The sequence below is a fragment of the Cytobacillus sp. NJ13 genome, from assembly GCA_030348385.1.
Classification (GTDB): domain Bacteria; phylum Bacillota; class Bacilli; order Bacillales; family Cytobacillaceae; genus Cytobacillus.
Genome location: JAUCFP010000006.1, coordinates 511,407 through 530,412, shown reverse-complemented (window position 1 = coordinate 530,412; position 19,006 = coordinate 511,407). Strand labels below are relative to the sequence as shown.

At 36.0% G+C, this 19,006-nt stretch carries 18 protein-coding genes; 4 read left to right on the top strand and 14 right to left on the bottom strand.

The window, feature by feature from the left end; translation table 11 throughout:
• Positions 1-94: 94 nt before the first annotated feature.
• On the bottom strand, positions 95-382 hold the full coding sequence (locus QUF73_02635; GenBank protein ID MDM5225097.1) for a hypothetical protein: 288 nt from the start codon (positions 380-382) through the stop codon (positions 95-97).
• 539 nt (positions 383-921) lie between these two features.
• Positions 922-1,482 carry a hypothetical protein gene (locus QUF73_02630; protein MDM5225096.1) on the bottom strand — a complete coding sequence of 187 codons (561 nt, stop codon included), beginning with the start codon at positions 1,480-1,482 and terminating at the stop codon, positions 922-924.
• Between the two features lie 1,421 nt (positions 1,483-2,903).
• Here QUF73_02630 and QUF73_02625 point away from each other — a divergent pair.
• Positions 2,904-3,290: a hypothetical protein gene (locus tag QUF73_02625; GenBank protein MDM5225095.1), complete on the top strand. Its 387-nt coding sequence runs from the start codon at positions 2,904-2,906 to the stop codon at positions 3,288-3,290.
• A gap of 381 nt (positions 3,291-3,671) precedes the next feature.
• On the opposite strand, the gene QUF73_02620 is transcribed toward QUF73_02625, so the two are convergent.
• From QUF73_02620 to QUF73_02600, 5 genes are all read right to left on the bottom strand, one after another.
• Positions 3,672-4,943: a hypothetical protein gene (locus tag QUF73_02620; protein MDM5225094.1), complete on the bottom strand. Its 1,272-nt coding sequence runs from the start codon at positions 4,941-4,943 to the stop codon at positions 3,672-3,674.
• Positions 4,936-6,276 (bottom strand): type IV secretion system DNA-binding domain-containing protein, encoded by a 1,341-nt coding sequence (locus tag QUF73_02615; GenBank protein MDM5225093.1) that lies wholly within the window; start codon positions 6,274-6,276, stop codon positions 4,936-4,938. Before QUF73_02615 ends, QUF73_02620 begins: the two co-directional genes overlap by 8 nt.
• A 19-nt stretch (positions 6,277-6,295) precedes the next feature.
• Positions 6,296-6,934 (bottom strand): hypothetical protein, encoded by a 639-nt coding sequence (locus tag QUF73_02610; GenBank protein MDM5225092.1) that lies wholly within the window; start codon positions 6,932-6,934, stop codon positions 6,296-6,298.
• A gap of 45 nt (positions 6,935-6,979) precedes the next feature.
• Positions 6,980-8,059: a hypothetical protein gene (locus QUF73_02605; protein ID MDM5225091.1), complete on the bottom strand. Its 1,080-nt coding sequence runs from the start codon at positions 8,057-8,059 to the stop codon at positions 6,980-6,982.
• Positions 8,060-8,133: 74 nt separating this feature from the next.
• A complete protein-coding gene (locus QUF73_02600; GenBank protein MDM5225090.1) occupies positions 8,134-9,015 on the bottom strand; it encodes a M48 family metalloprotease in 882 nt (293 codons plus the stop codon).
• Positions 9,016-9,349: 334 nt separating this feature from the next.
• On the opposite strand from QUF73_02600, the gene QUF73_02595 reads away from it, so the two are divergent.
• The 3 genes from QUF73_02595 (at position 9,350) to QUF73_02585 (ending at position 11,882) form a co-directional block, all read left to right on the top strand.
• Positions 9,350-9,937 carry a TetR/AcrR family transcriptional regulator gene (locus QUF73_02595; GenBank protein MDM5225089.1) on the top strand — a complete coding sequence of 196 codons (588 nt, stop codon included), beginning with the start codon at positions 9,350-9,352 and terminating at the stop codon, positions 9,935-9,937.
• Positions 9,938-10,406: 469 nt separating this feature from the next.
• Positions 10,407-10,595 (top strand): hypothetical protein, encoded by a 189-nt coding sequence (locus QUF73_02590; GenBank protein ID MDM5225088.1) that lies wholly within the window; start codon positions 10,407-10,409, stop codon positions 10,593-10,595.
• A gap of 183 nt (positions 10,596-10,778) precedes the next feature.
• A complete protein-coding gene (locus QUF73_02585) occupies positions 10,779-11,882 on the top strand; it encodes a GerAB/ArcD/ProY family transporter (protein MDM5225087.1) in 1,104 nt (367 codons plus the stop codon).
• Positions 11,883-12,460: 578 nt separating this feature from the next.
• Here QUF73_02585 and QUF73_02580 read toward each other — a convergent pair.
• The 7 genes from QUF73_02580 to QUF73_02550 form a co-directional block, all read right to left on the bottom strand.
• Positions 12,461-12,877 (bottom strand): VOC family protein, encoded by a 417-nt coding sequence (locus QUF73_02580; protein ID MDM5225086.1) that lies wholly within the window; start codon positions 12,875-12,877, stop codon positions 12,461-12,463.
• 171 nt (positions 12,878-13,048) lie between these two features.
• On the bottom strand, positions 13,049-13,798 hold the full coding sequence (locus QUF73_02575; protein MDM5225085.1) for a class I SAM-dependent methyltransferase: 750 nt from the start codon (positions 13,796-13,798) through the stop codon (positions 13,049-13,051).
• 326 nt (positions 13,799-14,124) lie between these two features.
• A complete protein-coding gene (locus QUF73_02570; GenBank protein ID MDM5225084.1) occupies positions 14,125-14,463 on the bottom strand; it encodes a VOC family protein in 339 nt (112 codons plus the stop codon).
• A 519-nt stretch (positions 14,464-14,982) separates the two neighbouring features.
• A complete protein-coding gene (locus tag QUF73_02565) occupies positions 14,983-16,164 on the bottom strand; it encodes a styrene monooxygenase (protein ID MDM5225083.1) in 1,182 nt (393 codons plus the stop codon).
• A gap of 475 nt (positions 16,165-16,639) precedes the next feature.
• The gene (locus QUF73_02560) at positions 16,640-17,575 is read right to left on the bottom strand and encodes a transporter substrate-binding domain-containing protein (protein ID MDM5225082.1); all 936 of its coding nucleotides are present in this window, start codon (positions 17,573-17,575) and stop codon (positions 16,640-16,642) included.
• Positions 17,576-17,882: 307 nt separating this feature from the next.
• Entirely contained in the window at positions 17,883-18,401 is a 519-nt protein-coding gene (locus QUF73_02555; GenBank protein ID MDM5225081.1) for a putative metal-dependent hydrolase, read from the bottom strand.
• 230 nt (positions 18,402-18,631) lie between these two features.
• Positions 18,632-18,985 (bottom strand): (2Fe-2S) ferredoxin domain-containing protein, encoded by a 354-nt coding sequence (locus QUF73_02550; protein ID MDM5225080.1) that lies wholly within the window; start codon positions 18,983-18,985, stop codon positions 18,632-18,634.
• Positions 18,986-19,006: the final 21 nt, after the last annotated feature.

The following is a 19,006-nucleotide window of genomic DNA, read 5'->3' as shown; positions in this document are numbered from 1 at the left end:
CTTTTGTCTAAAAAGAGCAAACACAATCTAGATGTAAAAGTAATGCATCCGTGTAATTATTCACAAACTAGATGCCCACCCTAAGCAGATAGTTCTACATTGTTTCTGTTCCTTTTTCTTTAAAGACACCAACCAACAATACAATAAGCCCTAAGATGAAAAAAATTGGAAACAAGACCCACATTATTAATCCAGCCCAACCATTTCTAACAATAAATGCATATGTTAAGCCAATTGAAAATGAAAGGAAAGGTGCGATTGCTATCATAATGGTAATGCCCCAAATAATATACTTTCTTTTTTTTGACTTTCCTTTGCTAAATTGCCAAGCAACTACTGAACTAAGTATTGCTATCGCTAATGCTACCATAATTGCTGTCAATTATTTTTTCCCCCTTTATATTATTGAATAAATATATTCTGGAAGAAAATACAAATTCCTTCTTCGACTAACTTGCCCCGTTATTTTAAGTACATTTCTTCACAACCTCTTACTAATTTTGGCTTAATTCTCCATTTAGGTTACTCAACAATCGCGGGCAAAAACCCTTGTAATACAAGAAAAAGGACACTGAAAAGCGCCCTAAATGAAAATAAACGCTGAACCTCTATTTCAGGAAAGCGCCCGATAATTAAAGTGTTAAACCTTTACGAGCTTAGTTTAATGGAATAATAGAAAACTTTATTACATCTGTAAAGTGCTTGCCCTCTAACTCCCTCCACTTTTGCCAAAAATAAGGCCTTAAAAAATAGTTGGCCATATTTAGAAGTTAATGATAGAGAATGTGCCTTGAATCATTTATGTTAGGAGACATTTTGACTTATGTCTTGATCATGTCATGCCATGTATAATTTAAAAGGTACTAAGGTAAAAACAACTTAATTATAATTTGAAGAATGACTAGTATTCCATATTCTATATTAGGAGGATAATTTAATCAGGCTTACTGAACTAGCCACTCCATTATCGCCACATGTTTGTAATTGCGGACCAATATTTCTTAATTCAACCAATGCATTTTCTGGAATAAAGAATATACTTCCTAGAGTAACATTTGTGCATTCGAATCTATCGGGTTCACCGTTGAAAATTAAGCCTCTAGATTGTCGATTAGGTACTTCTGTATTATTTATGAATATACCTACGAAAGCTGCATCCGGTCGTTCAGTTGCCATAAATACAGATACTGTGTATTCAACATAATAGAATCCGGCTTGTGTTACATGGATTTGTGTGGGGGAACTTAAAAATACACCACCCGATGATGCGCCAGTATTTGTCCATTCCATGGCTTGGTTAGATTCTAGAATAATATTTTCAGGGCTTCTAAAAAAGTTTCCAAAAGCTGTTGAAAACGATGTATTTTGTCCGCCTTGAACTGTATTATTAAACGTCAGATTGTTAGTTGGGTTTGAAACATTCCTAATCTTATTATTTGAGCAACAACATGGTTTACGCTTACAATGGCAGTTTATGCCCATTTATACTCCTCCTTCGAAAAATTTTATTACTATGATTACATCTTATTCTATTACTATTTTAGATGTATGAGCATTTGAAAGAGGATGAATGCGGATTTTTCAATAATAAACTGCACCTCTATTTATATTAAAGGTTCATCGCCATTAATCGACAAATTTACCTTCTAATAGTTTAATCAATAGTACTTACTAAACAATCTTGCCCTTTAAGGAAAAATAAGCGCTTATCCTTATTCAAGGATAGCGGCCGTTAATGGAATAACTATTATAAAGTCCTAAAATCAATTAATTCTTCTTCCACTAAAGCACCCGTTCACTTAAGTACAAGCACCGATTGAGTAGCTTTACAAAAAATATAAGCCAGATCATTCTCTAGCTGCCCTTTAACAAGAATAGTCAAGGTGTATAAAGGGTAATTAAGATTCCTCACTAACTCGGCGTTTCCCCCATATTGCATCAAGTGCCTGATACCATTTAACATTAACCTTAGTCGAGATAAGTTAACGCCCATAGAACTAAAACAGATGGTGACATTCTTACCTTTATAAAAATTTGGGAATATAAAATGGCCAAGTTGTAATGCAACAATTATTTAAATAATAATTTACAAAATTCCGAATATATGGTATTTTAATTTTAAGAATGTTCTAACTACCCTCCTTTCTTATAGCTGAATTATCTTCCGACTCCCGTATGCTTATCTTATTTGAGGTAGGTATACGGGAGGAGTGGAAGATCATTATAATGACGGTCGCTATGTTGCATCTGTCTGTTAATGTCAGTTATAGAAAGGAGTGCGAAGATGAAAAAATCTAAAAACTTATTACTTTTAGTAATAGTAGCATTTGTGACATTGTGGTTGTTATCAGATCGTATTGAGTCGGCCGTTGTAAACGACTGGAATTCACAAGATTCGCGATTGAAACCAATTGTTGCATATGTTATTACTGGTATTGGATTGTATTTCACCTTCAAGAAAAAAAGTAGTTAGACATTCTAAGTAGGTTTAAAGATTATTCTTTAAGCCTATTTTTTATCCCCCAAATATGAAATTTCACATCCGATAAACAAAAAAATATAATGTTCTAGGGCTTTTCCCTCGATACAAATACTACATATCTTATTGAAATTACCTATTCAAAAACATTATAATGATCTTTCTACCTCAACAGGTACAAATACCATATTTTTGTCCTTTTATAAAATTAAAAAAATTTGAATTATTTTGTGTTCTTAATGTATAATTTAATGGTCAGCAATTCATTCCTCCTTTAGTTCCCATGATTCTGCCGCCCTCCGTATTTACATTAATCTCGATTGGTGTAAATACGGAGGAGGGGCCAGAATTATTGTGTTTAGTAGTACCTAGCTACTTGCACAAGTGGGAAGTCTAGGCAATTATTTATGAGGGAGGACTCTTCATGCCTAAGCCTAAAGCTAAGGACCTGCTTGTAGTAGAGTTTAGAAAACAAGGGAATTTCGTTCTTTTTAAAGCGGGGGAGAAAGGAAGCAATATCCATGAGTTACTGCAGGAACTAACAAATAAGCACGCTGGTTTTATTACCAGTCTGAAGGGTAATTCTGAAGAACTTCAAAAACTTCATGAAATTTTCATTGATTATAACAACCTATTGATTAATTTACATGACAGTTTTTCTACAGAAAAATCTGCTTCTGCCGCAGTAAAATCAGCGAAAAAACGTAACCAAATTGTTATCGTACTAGTTACAGCAATTGTCTCTTTTCTTGGACTCTTGTCAAATACCGCTTTAAGAGATTCTCTGTTTAGTTGGCTTGGCTTGAAATAGTTTGCTGATAAAGATGCCCATGGGCATCTTTTTTAATAAAAAACAAAATAATATATTTGTATATCAATGTTTAAGGACCCAAAACCTTTGTATGGTTGCCTCGCTTAACGGCTTGGATTTTGAACGACGGATATAACTCTTTATTGGGTTGGTTACCAACCTTTTAGTTTTATTAAGAATAAGCTTTGTACTATCTTCTCCGTATATTAGGACTTGATAGTTTTTGGAACTGCCTTTTCCAATAAAGAAACCGGTAAAGCTATCCTAAATAGATAATGTAAGTTGACTTTTTGCGGGCTGTCTTTTTCTTTTGTAAAAAAATTCCTTAAATCAAAAAATAGTCAAGGCCATCAAATCGCCTTGACTCCATTGCCACACCTGTTATAAGCTGAGCTTTCTTTTTTTGTTCACAGTTTTGGAGAAGAGAATGAGTTCTTTTGCTTTTAAAGCGCGAAAAACTTCTGGTCTATATATTGGCTTTACTTGTTTACTAGTTCCCATATTCGTCACTCTATATTCCTGTCTTTCCACTACACCTTGAGATCCAAACCCACCTTTTCCTTTACCGGTTTCATTTGAGTTTGGACTATACCCCCATGATACTTGGGTACTTTCATGGTAACCGCAAAAATCAGACCAATACTGACAATTTGCATTTGAACTTTGGGTAAAAATAGCAAAGGTTTTACATTTATCAATGAATTGATTCCCACTCAGTTTAATTTGTTCCGAAACATCTTCAACTGTAAACACACTGCTTACATTATTAGTTTGGTTTAGCTGAAGGATGTTATTGAATAAATCCATATTTTGCATACGAATGCCATCAAAAACGAATAAAGCTCCGTCATCTATTTTCCTATTACTAAAATTCTTTAATAATAGCTTCATTAACAGTTGAATCGTGGCTTCGCTTGATTCTTTATTGATCGACTGTTCAACCGTTATTACAAGGATGTTTCCGGAATTGAGTATATCCTCAATATTTTCTTCACCTGAAAAAATATCTCCTAAGCCCTTCTCATTAATTAAATCGAAATACGTTTCATAAAGTACCACAAACTCAAAAGACTTGATAAATCTTTGAGTCCGCTGCCTCTCTCCTTCTGGCAGCCCCGATTCCATGATTAGATTTGCTGCAACCCTATGATCACCGTAATCAATTAACTCATTTAGCTTTATGGATTGATTAGATGACATAAGTGCTTTAATGATCATATTTACATACCGCCCAATATTGATAGATTCTGTTTCATTCATAGGTCGCTGTTGTTTAAGAATATCCATAATCAAATCTTTTATTTCCGTAACCGCCAAATTTGAAAATGGATTAATAGTATCGGATTTTGAAAAATTAGAAAAATCAAGATTCCAAATTTTTTTTTGCCCCGTCATTTCTTGTTGAAAGGCAGTTAAACTATTATTTAATAGGGAATCTTTATTCGTAAAGATCACAATCGATTTATTTTCCATTAAAGATTGAAGAAGCAGGTTTTTAATAAAGAGGGCTTGACCTTCGTTCGGAACCCCTGACATTAAAACATTTCCAATCAGTTTATTCGTATTCTCCTGTGTTTGAGCAGTAGTTAAATAGCCTCCGATAAATTGCATTAATGGATTATGATCATGATTAAATGATGGTAAATTACTCATGGGTCCTCTCCTTTATATATTCATTAAATTGAAATTTAATCGGGTTTTGACCTGGTAAGGCTACAATTCCTTCTCCAATGGCTAAATTCATAATGTCCCAGTCCTCCACAACATTCCCAGTAACAATATGCTCTGCATTATGGAATGAGGTGTTGTGATGTAATATTTTTCTTGTTTGGGTGCCAAATAGTCCTTTAATAAAATCTCTGGTAGCAGGATCGGTCACTCGAAAGGATACGGTCGTACTTATTCCAGATAAAATACTATTGGCCAATTCATTGCCATAATTCTTTGGATCCCGGATCTGCTCCACGTTTTGCATGGCAATGATAAATTTTGCTCCAAGGCTTCGGCCAAAGTTAATGCCGCTTTCGATATGATAAAGGTTAGGTAACAGCTTAAACTCATCAATAATGAAATACACATTTCCCTCGCTTTTTTTACGGGACAGTGCCTCTTTAATAGCTAGGTCAAACAGCAGCTTATAAATGGGACCTAACACACTGCCAATGGAAATATCGTACTCAATGAATAAGATTTTGCCGCCTTTGTTTCGGATAAACTCCCGAATTGAAAAATCACCGTCTTTTTTAAAATTCCCAATAAATACTTCGCTGCAGACTTGCCTCAAATCGGACATTACTCCTAAAGCCTGCCCCATGCTTTTTCTCGAAATCATATCGTTCAATGCTTTTAAGTCTTCGTGTTCTTGGAACTCCTCGTTTAAATCTTGAATCTGAACGGACTGAATATAGCCGCTGAGACATTCATTGCTAATAATATTGAAGTATTCCTCGTCATGAATATCTACTGTACCGCTATTTTCATGGATCCTTACTAAAAACTTCATGATTCCGATTAATACATCTCGTGCCGCTGCAGGGAAAAAAGAATTGCCTCCACTATTTTTAATCTTTATATCGAATAAAGCCGTTGCCATTTCTCTTATCGCAGTTTCCACATCTTCTTCTCCATCTAGAAGCGCTTCTTGAAGCATGTTCCAATAGTGAGTAGAGGTTGCATCATTACTGATTACAACATCCACTCCTTCCCGATAAAACTCGTTATAAAAGTCTCCTTTCGTATCAAAAATGACCATGACATCATCGTCATTTAGATGATTCACTAATTGGTCGACCAATTGAAACATAGCATTCGTCTTTCCTGTTCCAATACCGCCGATAAATAATAAATGTTTTTCCAAAACGCTTTTAGGAAGCGGAATCTGCTGTTGATTCCCGATGAATTGTATTTTTTCTTGTGGAGTATTTAATCTATATTGATTTTCTAATCGCATTCCTTCTAAAATTTCGATTTCATTTTTAGTAAACACTTCTATCTCTCCTTTTTTTCTATCTAGATCGAGAAGGTCCCATACTTCTAGCTGGAGATTGACGAGGCACATTTCTCCTGTTAACCGTCCTTGGACGAAGTCGGCTATGCTGAAACTTGTTTGATTTTTTTTGTGTATGTTTTTGAGCGGCTCTCCTATTGCGTATCTTTTGAGGATAACTTTGTTTGTTCTTTTTATTTTTATCTTTCGAAGCTCCTCGATTTTTTGCACCTTTTACGTTGTTGACTATATTTTTTTTATTCTTTTGTTCTTTTGAATTAATCTGATTTCTTGCACTTTTTACGTTCTTAACCATATTTTTTTTGTGTTTTTGTTTTTTGGAAGCACCCTGTTTTTTTGTGCTTTTTACGTTCTCGACAGTATTTTTTTGGTTCTTATCGCCCCTCTTTTGTTCCTTGCTCGGCTGCTCTTTCTTTTGTTCCTTGCTCGGCTGCTCTTTCTTTTGCCCCTTGCTCGGTTCTTTTTTCTTTTGCTCCTTGCTCGGTTCTTTTTTCTTTTGCTCATTGCTCGGTTCTTTTTCTTTTGCCCCTTGCTCGGTTCTTTTTCTTTTGCTCATTGCTCGGTTGTTCTTTCTTTTGCTCATTGCTCGGTTGTTCTTTCTTTTGCTCATTGCTCGGTTGTTCTTTCTTTTGCTCATTGCTCGGTTGTTCTTTCTTTTGACCTTTGCTCGGTTCCTCTTTCTTTAGTAGGGGCTCTTTTTTGCCATCGGCTTCTTTAATTCTGACTGCTTCAGTGTTTTGTTCTGTTCCTCAGGCTTTTTTCCTTTTGGTTTGCTTTGGCGTTTTCTTTCATTTTTATTTCTTTTTGCTTCTCTCTCTCGCCTTTTTTCCCTGTATTTCTCCGCAATTTTGCCGAATTTTTGTTTTAGATCCTTATAAGTAGACTTTACCTTGTTATAATCTTCTTTTATACGTCCTTTAATTTTTGGTGTGGCTCTTATAAGACCTTCCACTTCTTTTGAAAAATTCCCTGCGGTTTTAGCAAACTCTCTTTTTAGATTTGTTCGCGTTCTGCCGCTTTGGCGATTACGCTGGTTTTTTCGTTGTTTTATTACTTCTTTAGAAGTTCCTGTGTTTTTCCCTTTTACAGGTATTTTTCTTTTCTCATTAGCATGAGACCTTGACTGTTGCTTTTTAATCCCTTTCGTATTCCTCCAATTTACGGGTGATTGTCTCTTCTCATTAGCATGAGACCCTGACTGCTTCTTTTTAATCCCTTTCGTATTCCTACGATTTACGGGTGATTGTCTCTTCCCATTGAAGGTGGACCTTAACGGTTTCATGTTAGATGATCTGTTTTTCCCTAACTCCTGTTTTTTTCTATAATGTTTATTGGCAGCAATCCTTTTGCTCCTGCTCTTCCTATTAGCTTTCTGTCTATTAACTCCGTTCTTCCCACGATCTTTTTGACCTTTGCTTCGGTTAGAATTCTTCTTTAATTTGTCATATGTACTTGTTCGATTTTTTCTCCTTTTAGCCCCATTACTCCGTGAACTAAGGCGTCGATTTGGCTGTTTATTAGGTAATTTACTTTTTTTAGGCCTTGTTTGATTCCCGTTAGATTTATTATTTTTTTGATTAGCCGTATTCAGCCGCTTAGTACTCTCACTTCTTGGCGGGAATTTATGTCCCTTGTTGTCATTTGACTGATCCTTCCTCCCCTTCCCTTCACGCTTAGAAATTTTTTCAATTTCTTGAGAAACTAATTCTTTTACAGCCAAACAAAAAGCAATAGCAGCCTCTATTACTCTTAAAAAGCTCAAAGTACCCTTCTCCCTTACTAATTGCATAAAAAAGTTACCAATATTATTAAATATCAGTAACTTCTATCCATATCTTAATAAGCTACATATTCAGCTCCTAAATCTTGAAGTCTCCCAATTCTTTCGTCCGTATCAGGATGTGTGGAATACATCGCTTTTAATATTCCAATATCCGGACTTTGACCAGCAACACGGTCTAATGCTGAAGCTAACTCTGATCCATAGCCCAAATCTGCTGCAAAACGATCTGCTTCAAATTCGTTTTGCCGAGAAGATGCTTGAATAAACAGCAAGCCAAACCTTGTCCAGGCCCAAACAGGAAATTGAATGATAACCCCATGCAACTTTTCACCTAGATCTTCTGATAGCATCCTAAGTACAATTCCTAAAGGAATGGTAAGGATAATCCAAACAAGCCTAATGAACCAAAGTGCAATATTAACAAATATATTTCCGACTGTAATAGCTAATAAAAAATCTGTATCCTTATGTGAAAGATGTCCGAATTCATGGGCTAAAATCGCTTCTACTTCATCCTCAGGGATATCCAGCAAACCTTGGGTTACACAGACAGTTTTTCTGCCCACTGCAAAAGCATTGGGAATAGGACTCTTGTGGATAAATAACTTTATATTGCCTGGTAAAGCAGGATCCTTGATTTTTGCTTTTTGATAAACATTATCAAATAAGGGTCTTAGTTTTCTTTCTAAATCCCGCCTTTTAATAGGCCTTGATCCAGTTCTAAGTCTTAAAATAAATTCACCTAATGGAGACAGCATGGCAGCAAGTGAAATCAAATAAAATAAAACACAGAAGAAGATTAGGGACAATGTTTCTCTAAGACTCGTTCCAGATTGAAATAATGGTAAAAAAAGCAAGGAATTTAGTAACATATAAATAATGATTCCCCAATTGCTCTTCTTTTTGAGATTTTTCAAAAAGCTTACTAAGTACATTTAAAGTCTCCTCCTTTTAAGTTAAACAAACTTACTCATATGGAAATTTTTACTCGTAAATAAAAATTTTATTATTTGATAAAATTCGATATATCATTACATACATTAATCTTTCTATATTTTGTTGGCTGAGTGAGAACATTAACATCCAAAAGGGGCAGTTAGTTTATAATAAGGCAGAATATATATTCTCCAATAACTAACAACTAGTTTGATTGATTTCAACTTTATTGACCGACCGGACGGTTGTAATCTGACTTTATTTTATTTGCATTTTTCTGATAACTCAATGGGCTTTTTTACCAATTAATAAAAATACATGGGGGGAATTAATATGCCTAAGGAATTAGGAAAAGGAACAAAAAAACTTATATTAGATGTGGCTTACGGACTATTTGCCGAACTTGGATATGAACAGACGCCAGTCAGTTTAATTATGGAAAGAGCGGGTAAATCAAAAGCTACATTTTATTCCCATTATAAAAAAAAAGAAGATATCATGTTGGATATTATTGACCAGCAAGTTTATCGAAATTTTAATTTTATTCAAGAGGTAGTTATCCCCTATATCCGTCAAGATAATTTTGAAATATTGGAGTTTTTCACTGGATACTTTCAAATAGGTCTCCATTTAGAAGATCGGAAAGATTGGACATTAGTATATAATGACCTCATTCGGCTTTCTGTACACGACGAAGTGATTAGAATGAAACTTTCTAAAGCACATGATAGCTGGATTGAACTGTTTGACACAGCCATAAAAAGAGGGATTGAATTAAAACAGCTTCCAGAAGATTTGAATAAAGAGGCTATTATAAATTCCATTCTTTCTTTATATAAGGGAATCCATCTAGAAAGAGTTTATGGAAGCGGGCCAAATATGGAACAAATTTATTATATTTTAAAACGATTACTCTCCTAATAAAACAAGCCAGGGCATTTGACTTGTTCCAAAATAAATGAGGAAAATAAAAATACTGACGAAAAAGGTCGTTCAAGTTACTGGCCCTTTAGTGTCCTAACAGAAAAAGCTTGAATGGCAACAGGATATTTAGTAGCATTAATCGTTCTTAACATTAATTATGATATAAATAAAAAAATGCCCAATCCCTTATATACCAAGGGTTTGGACAATAATTTAATCACGTTTATGAAAGCGTTAAATTGTATTATACGAAGTTATATACCATTTTATTACATATATGGATTATACCGTACTTTTCTTGCTTACTAAAAGGAACCTATACCAGGTTCCTTTTTTATTTGCCCAGATTATATTTCCCCTATATAACTGCCTAACCGCCACACCTTCCTTTTTTATTGCCTTCCATTCATAAGTTTTCCAAAACCGGCAACAATAAGCGTAATGCCGAAAATAATGGGATTTACTTATGAGTGAAGGTCTCGCATATCTTCCGGAAGAGGGTTTCCGGGAAATTGAGGACACTAAACAGCTTGTACCAGTTGCAGATGTGCAGATTTGTGATGACCCTTCATTAATCGAACAAAAAATTTTAATGGCTACGTCATGCTTACGAGAACTTAAGCATTTATATCCGCCAAGGGTTACAGATTTGTAAGATGCGATTATCAGGCTTCCATTTCAAATGCAATTCAAGAGGCCACTCTATTTGCGAACTAAAGTTCCTTTCCGCTTTAGCAAGAAAAAAGCATAAGAGAAAAAGGATATTGATGAATAACGCAGGAGCCGGAACGCAGTTTGACCGCAGCCAGTTACCAATCATGAAACGGAGGTGAACCAGATACAGGAGCAGCCAGTACCAGACAGATTGAAGATATCCCCATTTCTAGTATTTTATTTAATTATGTCCATGCAAATTGGCATTGGGGTTCTTGGCTATCAGAGAGTCATCGCAAAGGATGCAGGCTATGATGCCTGGATTTCCATCCTGTTTGCCGGGGGATGCATACATGTCCTCATTTGGATGATTTATAAAATTGCCGAAACGGTTGATGGTGATTTTGTGACAGCCCATAAGTACCTTACAGGCAATTTGATCGGCAAAGCAATCAGCTCCATTTTCATAGGCTACTTTTTTTTGTACGTCTTAGCTATCCTACGAACATTTATCGAGGTCATTCAAGTGTGGATGTTTCCGGATCTTAGCACTTTCTGGTTCTCCTTTGGATTCATGATTCTTTGTACATATATCATTTTTGGAGGGTTCAGAACGGTAGTCGGTACAGCCTTTTTCGGCCTAGTATTGCCGGCTTATCTCCTTCTGACATTTGGCTGGGCCATTAAATTCTCAAATTTCTATAATCTCCTCCCTATTTGGGATCATTCAGTTAAGGAACTTCTCATGGGTTCCTACAATATGTCGCTTACCATCATCGGTTTTGAGATTATTCCGTTCATTTATCCTTTTATAAAAGAACCAAAGAAATCCAAAAAGTGGGCTCACCTTGCTGTTTTAACCACTACCTTGATATATACTATTTTAGCAGTTATTACGTTTGCCTATTATTCGGAAGATCTGCTTGCTAAACAAGCCTGGCCCACTTTGACCATGTGGAAAATTGTTGAAATGCCTTTTGTGGAACGTTTCGAATATATTGGAATTGCAAACTGGAACTTAGTTATGCTTCCGAATGTGTGTATTGCTATTTGGATTTCTTCCAGACTTATCAAGAGAATCTTTAATATTAGACAAAAAATCGGTGTGTTTTTTGTTGTCAGTGCTTTATTATTAGTGATTAACTTTATTAATACGCGCGAAAAGATCAGTCTGCTTAATGACTTTTTTGGGAAAATAGGGTTTGGCTTTACATTCATTTATATTCCCATGCTCTTTGCCGCCATCATGATTGCCAAGAGGGTAAAAAAGAAGGGGAAAAAGAAATGAAAAGGCTTATCTTAATGTGTATGGTTCTGCTGCTTGCCGGATGTGTGGAAAAGTAGATAATTAATGATATATATGTATGTACACAACTGTAAGAGGTACGTTTTACTCTTTTACTTATTTAATGGAATTCACAAGTAACTTCTATTAGCTTTTTTTGAAAATCAAATCCTATTGAAGGTATCCCTATTAGGTTAGAAAAAAGACTAATCAAAAACACGTCTTATTATGTTGATTTTCCAAATATAAAGAGCCTGCTTTTGAAAAAAAGATTGATCAAAACAGGCTCTTTAAATATTTCACGAGGACGATTTTTATAAAAAAGTTTGATCATTTTCTATCTGTGTTGCTCAACAATCGCGCCCTATTCTGGAATAGTCCTTTTACTAATATTACCTCGTAAAGTCCTTTTGTACCTTTTCACTTTTCTTGTGCTTTTTGTCTTCAGAATAGTAGTTGAATACCGAACAGTTAGGGTAAGCATAATATAAAAATTGAGACAGCCACTGCACAGATAATTGCTACACCCCTACAGTGCTACTTTCCAAGCCTCAGTCCACTCTGAATGCCGACGGCTAGGGTTACACTTTTCTGGTCGAACCCAGTACCTCCAAATAGTGCTTATTGTACATAATGCCTAGGATATTCCCAAAGGGATCGACCACGGAAGCAGTGATGAACCCCTCGCCACGCTCTGTGGGTGCCTCGTACTCTTTCGCTCCCATAGACAGCAGCTTCTTGAAAGTTGCTGTTACATCGTCGACGTGCCAGTACACTATAGCGCCGGCAAGGCCGGTCGCTGAACCATCGGGCGCGTAGCTGCTATCGATCAGGCCCAGCTCGTGATGATAGTCGCCGATGCGAAACTCGGCATATCCTGGACGTTCGAAGTATGGTTCAATGCCCAATACCTTGGTGTACCACTTCTTTGCCGCTGCTAGATCATCCGTCCAAAAACTAACTGTGGTGAGTCCTCGTAATGTCTGTGTATTACTCATAATCGCTTTCCTCCTTAATGTTGAGTAGTATTTCTTGATAGTCAACTAAATAACATCTTCTGGTTAACTTCGATTTATTAACGATTAATCCCTTCTCTTAATCAACAAATATGGCCCTTTTACGCAAAAAGTACGCTATCCTTGTCCCGGAATGCGCCCTCTAATTGAAGTTTACATATTCCTAAAAAGATATATCCCAAATCCAAGGGTATCTCTGCCCCATTTCAGATAAGAACTTCTCCACGTTCGGATCTTTTGTAACATCGCATCGCGATCTGGATCATCAGGATGTTCGTAGCAATAATTCTCAATGGACATAGCAAAAAGCCACTCATATTCATCCCATTCATCGTCGTTAGTAGTGTAAGACCAGAGTGGAATTAGGCCTAGTTTTTCTCCAACCTTTACATTTTCAGAGTGGCTTAGTAATTCGGATTCTTCTGCTCCTCCGAGCGCCTCCAAATATTCTTTACTTGGCTGTTTCTTCCAGTAGCCTTCACCAATTAGCACATATCCACCTTTATTTACACACTTGCTCAGCGTATCCAACGTTTCATGCAATCCGCCTAATGCGTGAGTTGAACCAATACAAATCGCTGCATTAAACTTCTCATTTATTGTCTTAATTGCTACTTTTGCATCTTCTGTAATGATTTCAATATTCTTTAAAACCCCTCTATTTTTAGCATTTACTTGAAGTTGTTCTGTGAAATCACTATATTTCTCGATAGCAATACATTTAGACCTGTACCTTTCAATAATCCGAAGAAGAATTTCACCTTTTCCAGCACCTATATCAATTACTTTGTCATTTTCTTTTAAAGAAAGTAACTCAATAACTTTGTCTATCTTTGTTGGATTAATCGGATTATAAAAAGTATGGTTTTGATGTGCTATTGCTGAATATCTGTTTCTATCCATATTACCTCCAGTGACTTATTTTATTTACCTCTACCATATTGTAAAAGTAAGGGGAAGCTTATTCAATTATCTGACTCTTAAGTGGAAAATAAGCGCTTATCCTTGTTCCAGGAAGGCGCCCGATTATGGTGTATTAAAATAACTTCTCATTTATTTATCCTACTAATTGGGTTGCTTAACACTTCATTTCTCATCAATTGCATCTGCACTCTACTGGAACATGATCCTTTTCTTGGACACCTCCATTGCTTTTAAATCATTTAGGTCACGTGCATCGACTGATGCTTTAGAGCATGAGATAACCCATGTAACGAAATATGCCTTACTCAACTAAGAACCTCCACTGTAAATCCGCCTGGGGCTTTAACATAGAATGTCCATCGGTGAGCCATTTTGGGCGGTTTCACATCAAATCCATCATCCTTCAATCGTTGATTGATCTCGTTTACTCTTTCTTTACTCTCTAGAGAGAAGCCAATATGAAAGGACCTAGGGTAGTTGGCCCGTGTATCTTTCATCAAAGCTAGTAACAATCCGTCATCGTCAGTCATTACAGCAAATGAATCGCTATTTATGCTCTTGGTTTGCAAGTCAAAATATTTCTCCAGGAACTCTCGAGCAGCATTAACGTCAGTGACCGTAAGATTGATATGGTTTAATTTCATAGAGTACACTTCCTTTTCTTAGCAATATTTTCAAAACCGCTTTACAAAGCTTGATGTAGACTTCTTGCTTCATCGTCTCTATTGTATCGATTAAAACAGATTCAGAAATCGATAATTGGAATGAAGTTCCCTGCAACTTTAGATTAAAGATAAGTCTTGGTTATTGATCGTTTTGTACATTAATCGTAATTTACTGTTAAGGCTGCCCTCATATGTAAAACAGGCGCTTATCCTTATTCAAGACAAGCGCCCGATTGCTAAACAAGAAAAGAATTTTTTTTAAGGCCTATTGAACATTAATAAGAAAATTACAAATTACTCGTTCAACCACTAATTATATTTTTTACTTTCTATATTGAATTTCTCTTTAGTTTGAGGAATACAAGAAATATCATTTTCTAGAGTTAATATAAATCAATATTAATGATTTTTTTCTGATATTCCCGTCTTCTTTAAACAGACTAAATGTAGGTACATTTGAAATAGGGGTCATCATATCACTTTTATTTTGTTCTGTTCTTAATGTAGATTAGATGGTTGAAAAAAAGCTTCATAAGCTTTTCGCGGATCCGCAAACCATTCTGCCACTTCATCTGCGATCTTTTGATTTTCTGAACCCGCTAACAGGATTTGAACAACATGCTGAGGCAGTACCTGAGTCATTGCATTTGTCCATTCTGTTACTTCTTTTACAAATGTTTTTGTTCGATCCCAATATGTCTCTCCAAGTTGGATGTCCCAGTTTGAATTTCTATATTGAATCAAAGTTTCGTACAATTGTTCAGCACAATAAGAAGAAAGATTACAGCCTTGGCCAGTAATCGGATCATTAAGAAAAACACTATCTCCACAAGCAACTACTAGTTTATTTTTAAAGGTTGCGTAAGGTTTTCTAATTCTAGGCTTTATGGCAACTTGAAGGAAGGCATTATCATCGGAAAGAGCAAAGATATCTTGTTCGATACGTTCGTGGATGTCTTGGAAATATTTTCGTGTTACATTTTTCATTTGATTTGTAAATTCTTTTCCGTGCTTAATTTCTTTAAATACATCTAACTCTCTGTCTGGAATTGCCATAATGAACAATATAGTAACAGGCCCGTGTTCTGTGATTGCAGGAATCTCAAACATTTCACCTATTTCAGGCAGAACTGTTACGCTTACACCAAGAGGATTATTTGGCTTTACCCCAAAAAAATAACCAACGATACATTTTCGTTGAGGCACTTGGAAAGGAGAAAGCTCCTTTTCAAGTGGAAATGGAAAGAGAGGGCCCGATTTTCCAGTACAATCAATCATTAAATCAAACTCATCTGCCAAACTTTCTAGCTGATCTTTATTTACTCTTAAAAGCCGGAAAGGGACACCCTTGTCTTCAAGATCCTTCAAGCAGTATGAAAAGTAGAAACGCTGGTCAACAGATAATGCTGGCTCTTTTAGCTTTCCAATAAAGAGTTTTTGATTACCAATCGTAATATGGATACTTTTAAGAAGAGTTTTATCTTCCCATTTTGGCATATTAAAGCGATTTTCTCGGGTTCTTGTTGAGCCAAAGTGTACTTGGGTAGACATAATTCGTCCATTTCGAATCTTATCCGAAGAGTTTGAGTGTATAACAGTCACATCAAATTCTTCTTTAAGAGAATAAGCCAGCTGTATACCTGCAGTGCCACTGCCTATAATACATATTTTCTTTCTCAAGATTCTCTCCCCTTTGTTATTTGGTAGCCGTAAAGATGGTGTAATAACATTGGTAATTTTCTGACTTTTATAGTCTAAATAAAACAAAGAGTGATGTAAATGCGTCGATTTATTTAATTTCCATATTATTGATGTCTAAGATAAACTATCACTTTTTCCGCAATCTGGCCCTTTAATTGAATAATTGTGTATGACAAAATTGATGTGTAGATCTATGCATAGAAAAATTGTGACCCCTTGTAGTTAAAGAAGCACTTCAAAATAAGCGTTAATTCATAAAACAAGCGTTAATCCTTCTTAACGCAAATATGGTATAATTTAAAAATGCCCAAACCCTTGTACACCAAGGGATTGGACGTTTCTTAAGCCAGGTTTATGAATGCGTTAATTTGGATTATACGAACTTTATCTCCTTTATATAAATTACTAATCTTATTTATTGCATAGGATATAGGAGCCTTGCCTATCTTTTCTATTATTCTCCCTTATTGTAAACCCATTTATCTTTTAATCGGTCAAATTCTCCATTGAGCTCCATCTCCTCCATCCAGAGATTGACCCAGTTCTGGAATACCGCATCCCCGCGATGCATAAGGTAGCCTTTCTGGCTCTTCGTGAACGTATTGTCCGTCAGAGCCGCATAAAGCCTGGAATCCTGGCTTGCATAGTAGATGGCCTCAATGCTGTCGGTTATCATCACGTCTACTTTTTCTTCAGCAACCATGTTCGGAATATCCAGATTGTTTTCGATAACGACAACCTTTGCCTCTGTAATGTTGGCATTCACGAATTTTTGGTTGGTTCCCCCTGGGTTTACACCGATGGTGACATCCGGCTGGTCAATCGCTTCCAAGCTTGTATATTTCTCCTTATCCTCCTGTCGGATTAAAGGAGCCTTTCCGTCATTAATATAAGGATGCGTTAAGTGTGCTGTTTTTTGCCGATCAGTATTACGGCTTATCCCGCCAACCGCTATATCAAACTTATTTTTATGGAGATCCTCCATTAAGGTTGGCCAGGTAGTTTTAACGAAAGTGATTTTCACCCCAAGGTCTGCTGCCATTAATTTAGCCGCTTCGATATCATAGCCTTCATACTCTTTTGTTTTCGGATTAAAGTACGTAAATGGCTTATAGTCACCAGTTGTACCTACCCGAATCACACCTTTCTTTAAGATACGGTCGAGCCTTGAGCCAATGACGAATGTATTGGCCTTTTTATGTTCATCCCCTCCTGCAGCCTGGACCACCTGTTTCACTGTTACATAAGGCTTTCCATTTACAGAAACCGTGCTTAACATCTTTCCGTTTAACTCAAGCTGCTCGGTTTGGCTGCCGGCAAGCGACATGCTTGTCCCTCCGGTAATCAATAGTGCAAAAAGAGCAAACACAATGAGTACTTTTTTTGGCAAACTGTTTCCCTCCTATTCAATTGGTTATGTCCATTATCTTTAGGAAGGTACATAAAGTAAATCCGTTTTCTGAATTTTCAATAAAACAGTTCGTTTATACGAGGATAATAGTCACTATATTATTTAAACACAATAACGTTCGGCCCTTAGCCAAGTTAATTATGCACCTGGTATTCCGCTAATGGTCCTGAAATGTAAAGAAGCACTTTCCTTGTTACAGAAAAGCGCCTTTTAATGGAGTAATTTAAATTTGAAATTGGGGTTATTTAGGTAAACTTTTTGAGCAATAATATAGCAAATTATCACATTACCAACCTAATCGATCTCGAGCAGAAGTAATATGCGCCACATGATGTCGCCCGTGCCAAGCGTAGATCCCAATATTAATACCTAACTTAACAACACCTGATTCTGGGTGTTGAAAAGTCTTCCCTAGATCATCTGATTTCATAGAACGCAACAGACAAACCCATCTACTGTGTAAAGCTTCTATTAGTTTTAATGAAATGTCTATTGGTAACTTCGAATCAGGGAGCTCAGCCCATTTCCCTTCTTCATACAGTTTAATGGTGGGATTGTTTTCTGTTAGGGCTAACTTAAAACGAGAGTAGCTATTTAAATGGCTGTCGGCAATATGATGGACCACTTGACGAATGGTCCACCCTTCAGAGCGATAAGCTGTATCTAACTGCTCATCTCTTAAACCCTCCACAGCTTCTGTTAATTGTAATGGAAGTTCTTCAATCTCTATTATCCACTTCTCTAATACTTCGGTTGTAGGCTCACCTTCATATTTAAACTTTCCAATCGGATAACGTAAATCCATTCAAACGGCTCCTTTCAATACTTACTAATTGGGCATTGTCTATAGATGAGTAATAAATAACACCTGTGCAATAAATCTTTAAACTCATTTTTAGGTTGTTTTAGAGTCATTTGATAATTTTTTCCCTAATGGTGTTAGAATGCCATCAATGGTAGAGGAGTTTTTATCACGCAAATAATTTATATCTATTCTAAAATATAAATTCTATATCATTACGGTGAATACCTTTTTCAGCTAAACTCCTCTGATGTCAGTTCACTTTCATGGTTCTTAAAGGTTTTCCCATCATGGTAGTAAAGTTCAAAGCCTAAATTATTATTTCGTTCTTCTTTCAATTGAAGAATAAGTTCTTCACTTTTTGTTTTATTCATTTCTTTATACCAGGTTCCTTGTGGATATAGAACAGCAATCGGACCATGCTTGCATTGACCGTTGCATAATGTTTTTGTTGTGTGAATCTCCCTATTCAGACCTAAACTTTTCAATTCTCCCCTAATGGTTTCCGTTACTTCTTCTGCTCCATTTTTCATGCATGTTTTCCCGTTGCAAATTAATATATGTTTGCTAACCCCATCCAAATTCATAAAAATTCCCCTTTTTGCTTC

Excerpts from the sequence above, each read along its gene's own strand:
- QUF73_02630 (MDM5225096.1), bottom strand. The coding sequence starts at position 1,482 with ATGGGCATAAACTGCCATTGTAAGCGTAAACCATGTTGTTGCTCAAAT.
- QUF73_02625 (MDM5225095.1), top strand. The coding sequence starts at position 2,904 with ATGCCTAAGCCTAAAGCTAAGGACCTGCTTGTAGTAGAGTTTAGAAAA.
- QUF73_02620 (MDM5225094.1), bottom strand. The coding sequence starts at position 4,943 with ATGAGTAATTTACCATCATTTAATCATGATCATAATCCATTAATGCAA.
- QUF73_02610 (MDM5225092.1), bottom strand. The coding sequence starts at position 6,934 with ATGAGCAAAAGAAAGAACAACCGAGCAATGAGCAAAAGAAAGAACAAC.
- QUF73_02600 (MDM5225090.1), bottom strand. The coding sequence starts at position 9,015 with ATGTACTTAGTAAGCTTTTTGAAAAATCTCAAAAAGAAGAGCAATTGG.
- QUF73_02595 (MDM5225089.1), top strand. The coding sequence starts at position 9,350 with ATGCCTAAGGAATTAGGAAAAGGAACAAAAAAACTTATATTAGATGTG.
- QUF73_02590 (MDM5225088.1), top strand. The coding sequence starts at position 10,407 with ATGAGTGAAGGTCTCGCATATCTTCCGGAAGAGGGTTTCCGGGAAATT.
- QUF73_02580 (MDM5225086.1), bottom strand. The coding sequence starts at position 12,877 with ATGAGTAATACACAGACATTACGAGGACTCACCACAGTTAGTTTTTGG.
- QUF73_02575 (MDM5225085.1), bottom strand. The coding sequence starts at position 13,798 with ATGGATAGAAACAGATATTCAGCAATAGCACATCAAAACCATACTTTT.
- QUF73_02570 (MDM5225084.1), bottom strand. The coding sequence starts at position 14,463 with ATGAAATTAAACCATATCAATCTTACGGTCACTGACGTTAATGCTGCT.
- QUF73_02555 (MDM5225081.1), bottom strand. The coding sequence starts at position 18,401 with ATGGATTTACGTTATCCGATTGGAAAGTTTAAATATGAAGGTGAGCCT.
- QUF73_02550 (MDM5225080.1), bottom strand. The coding sequence starts at position 18,985 with ATGAATTTGGATGGGGTTAGCAAACATATATTAATTTGCAACGGGAAA.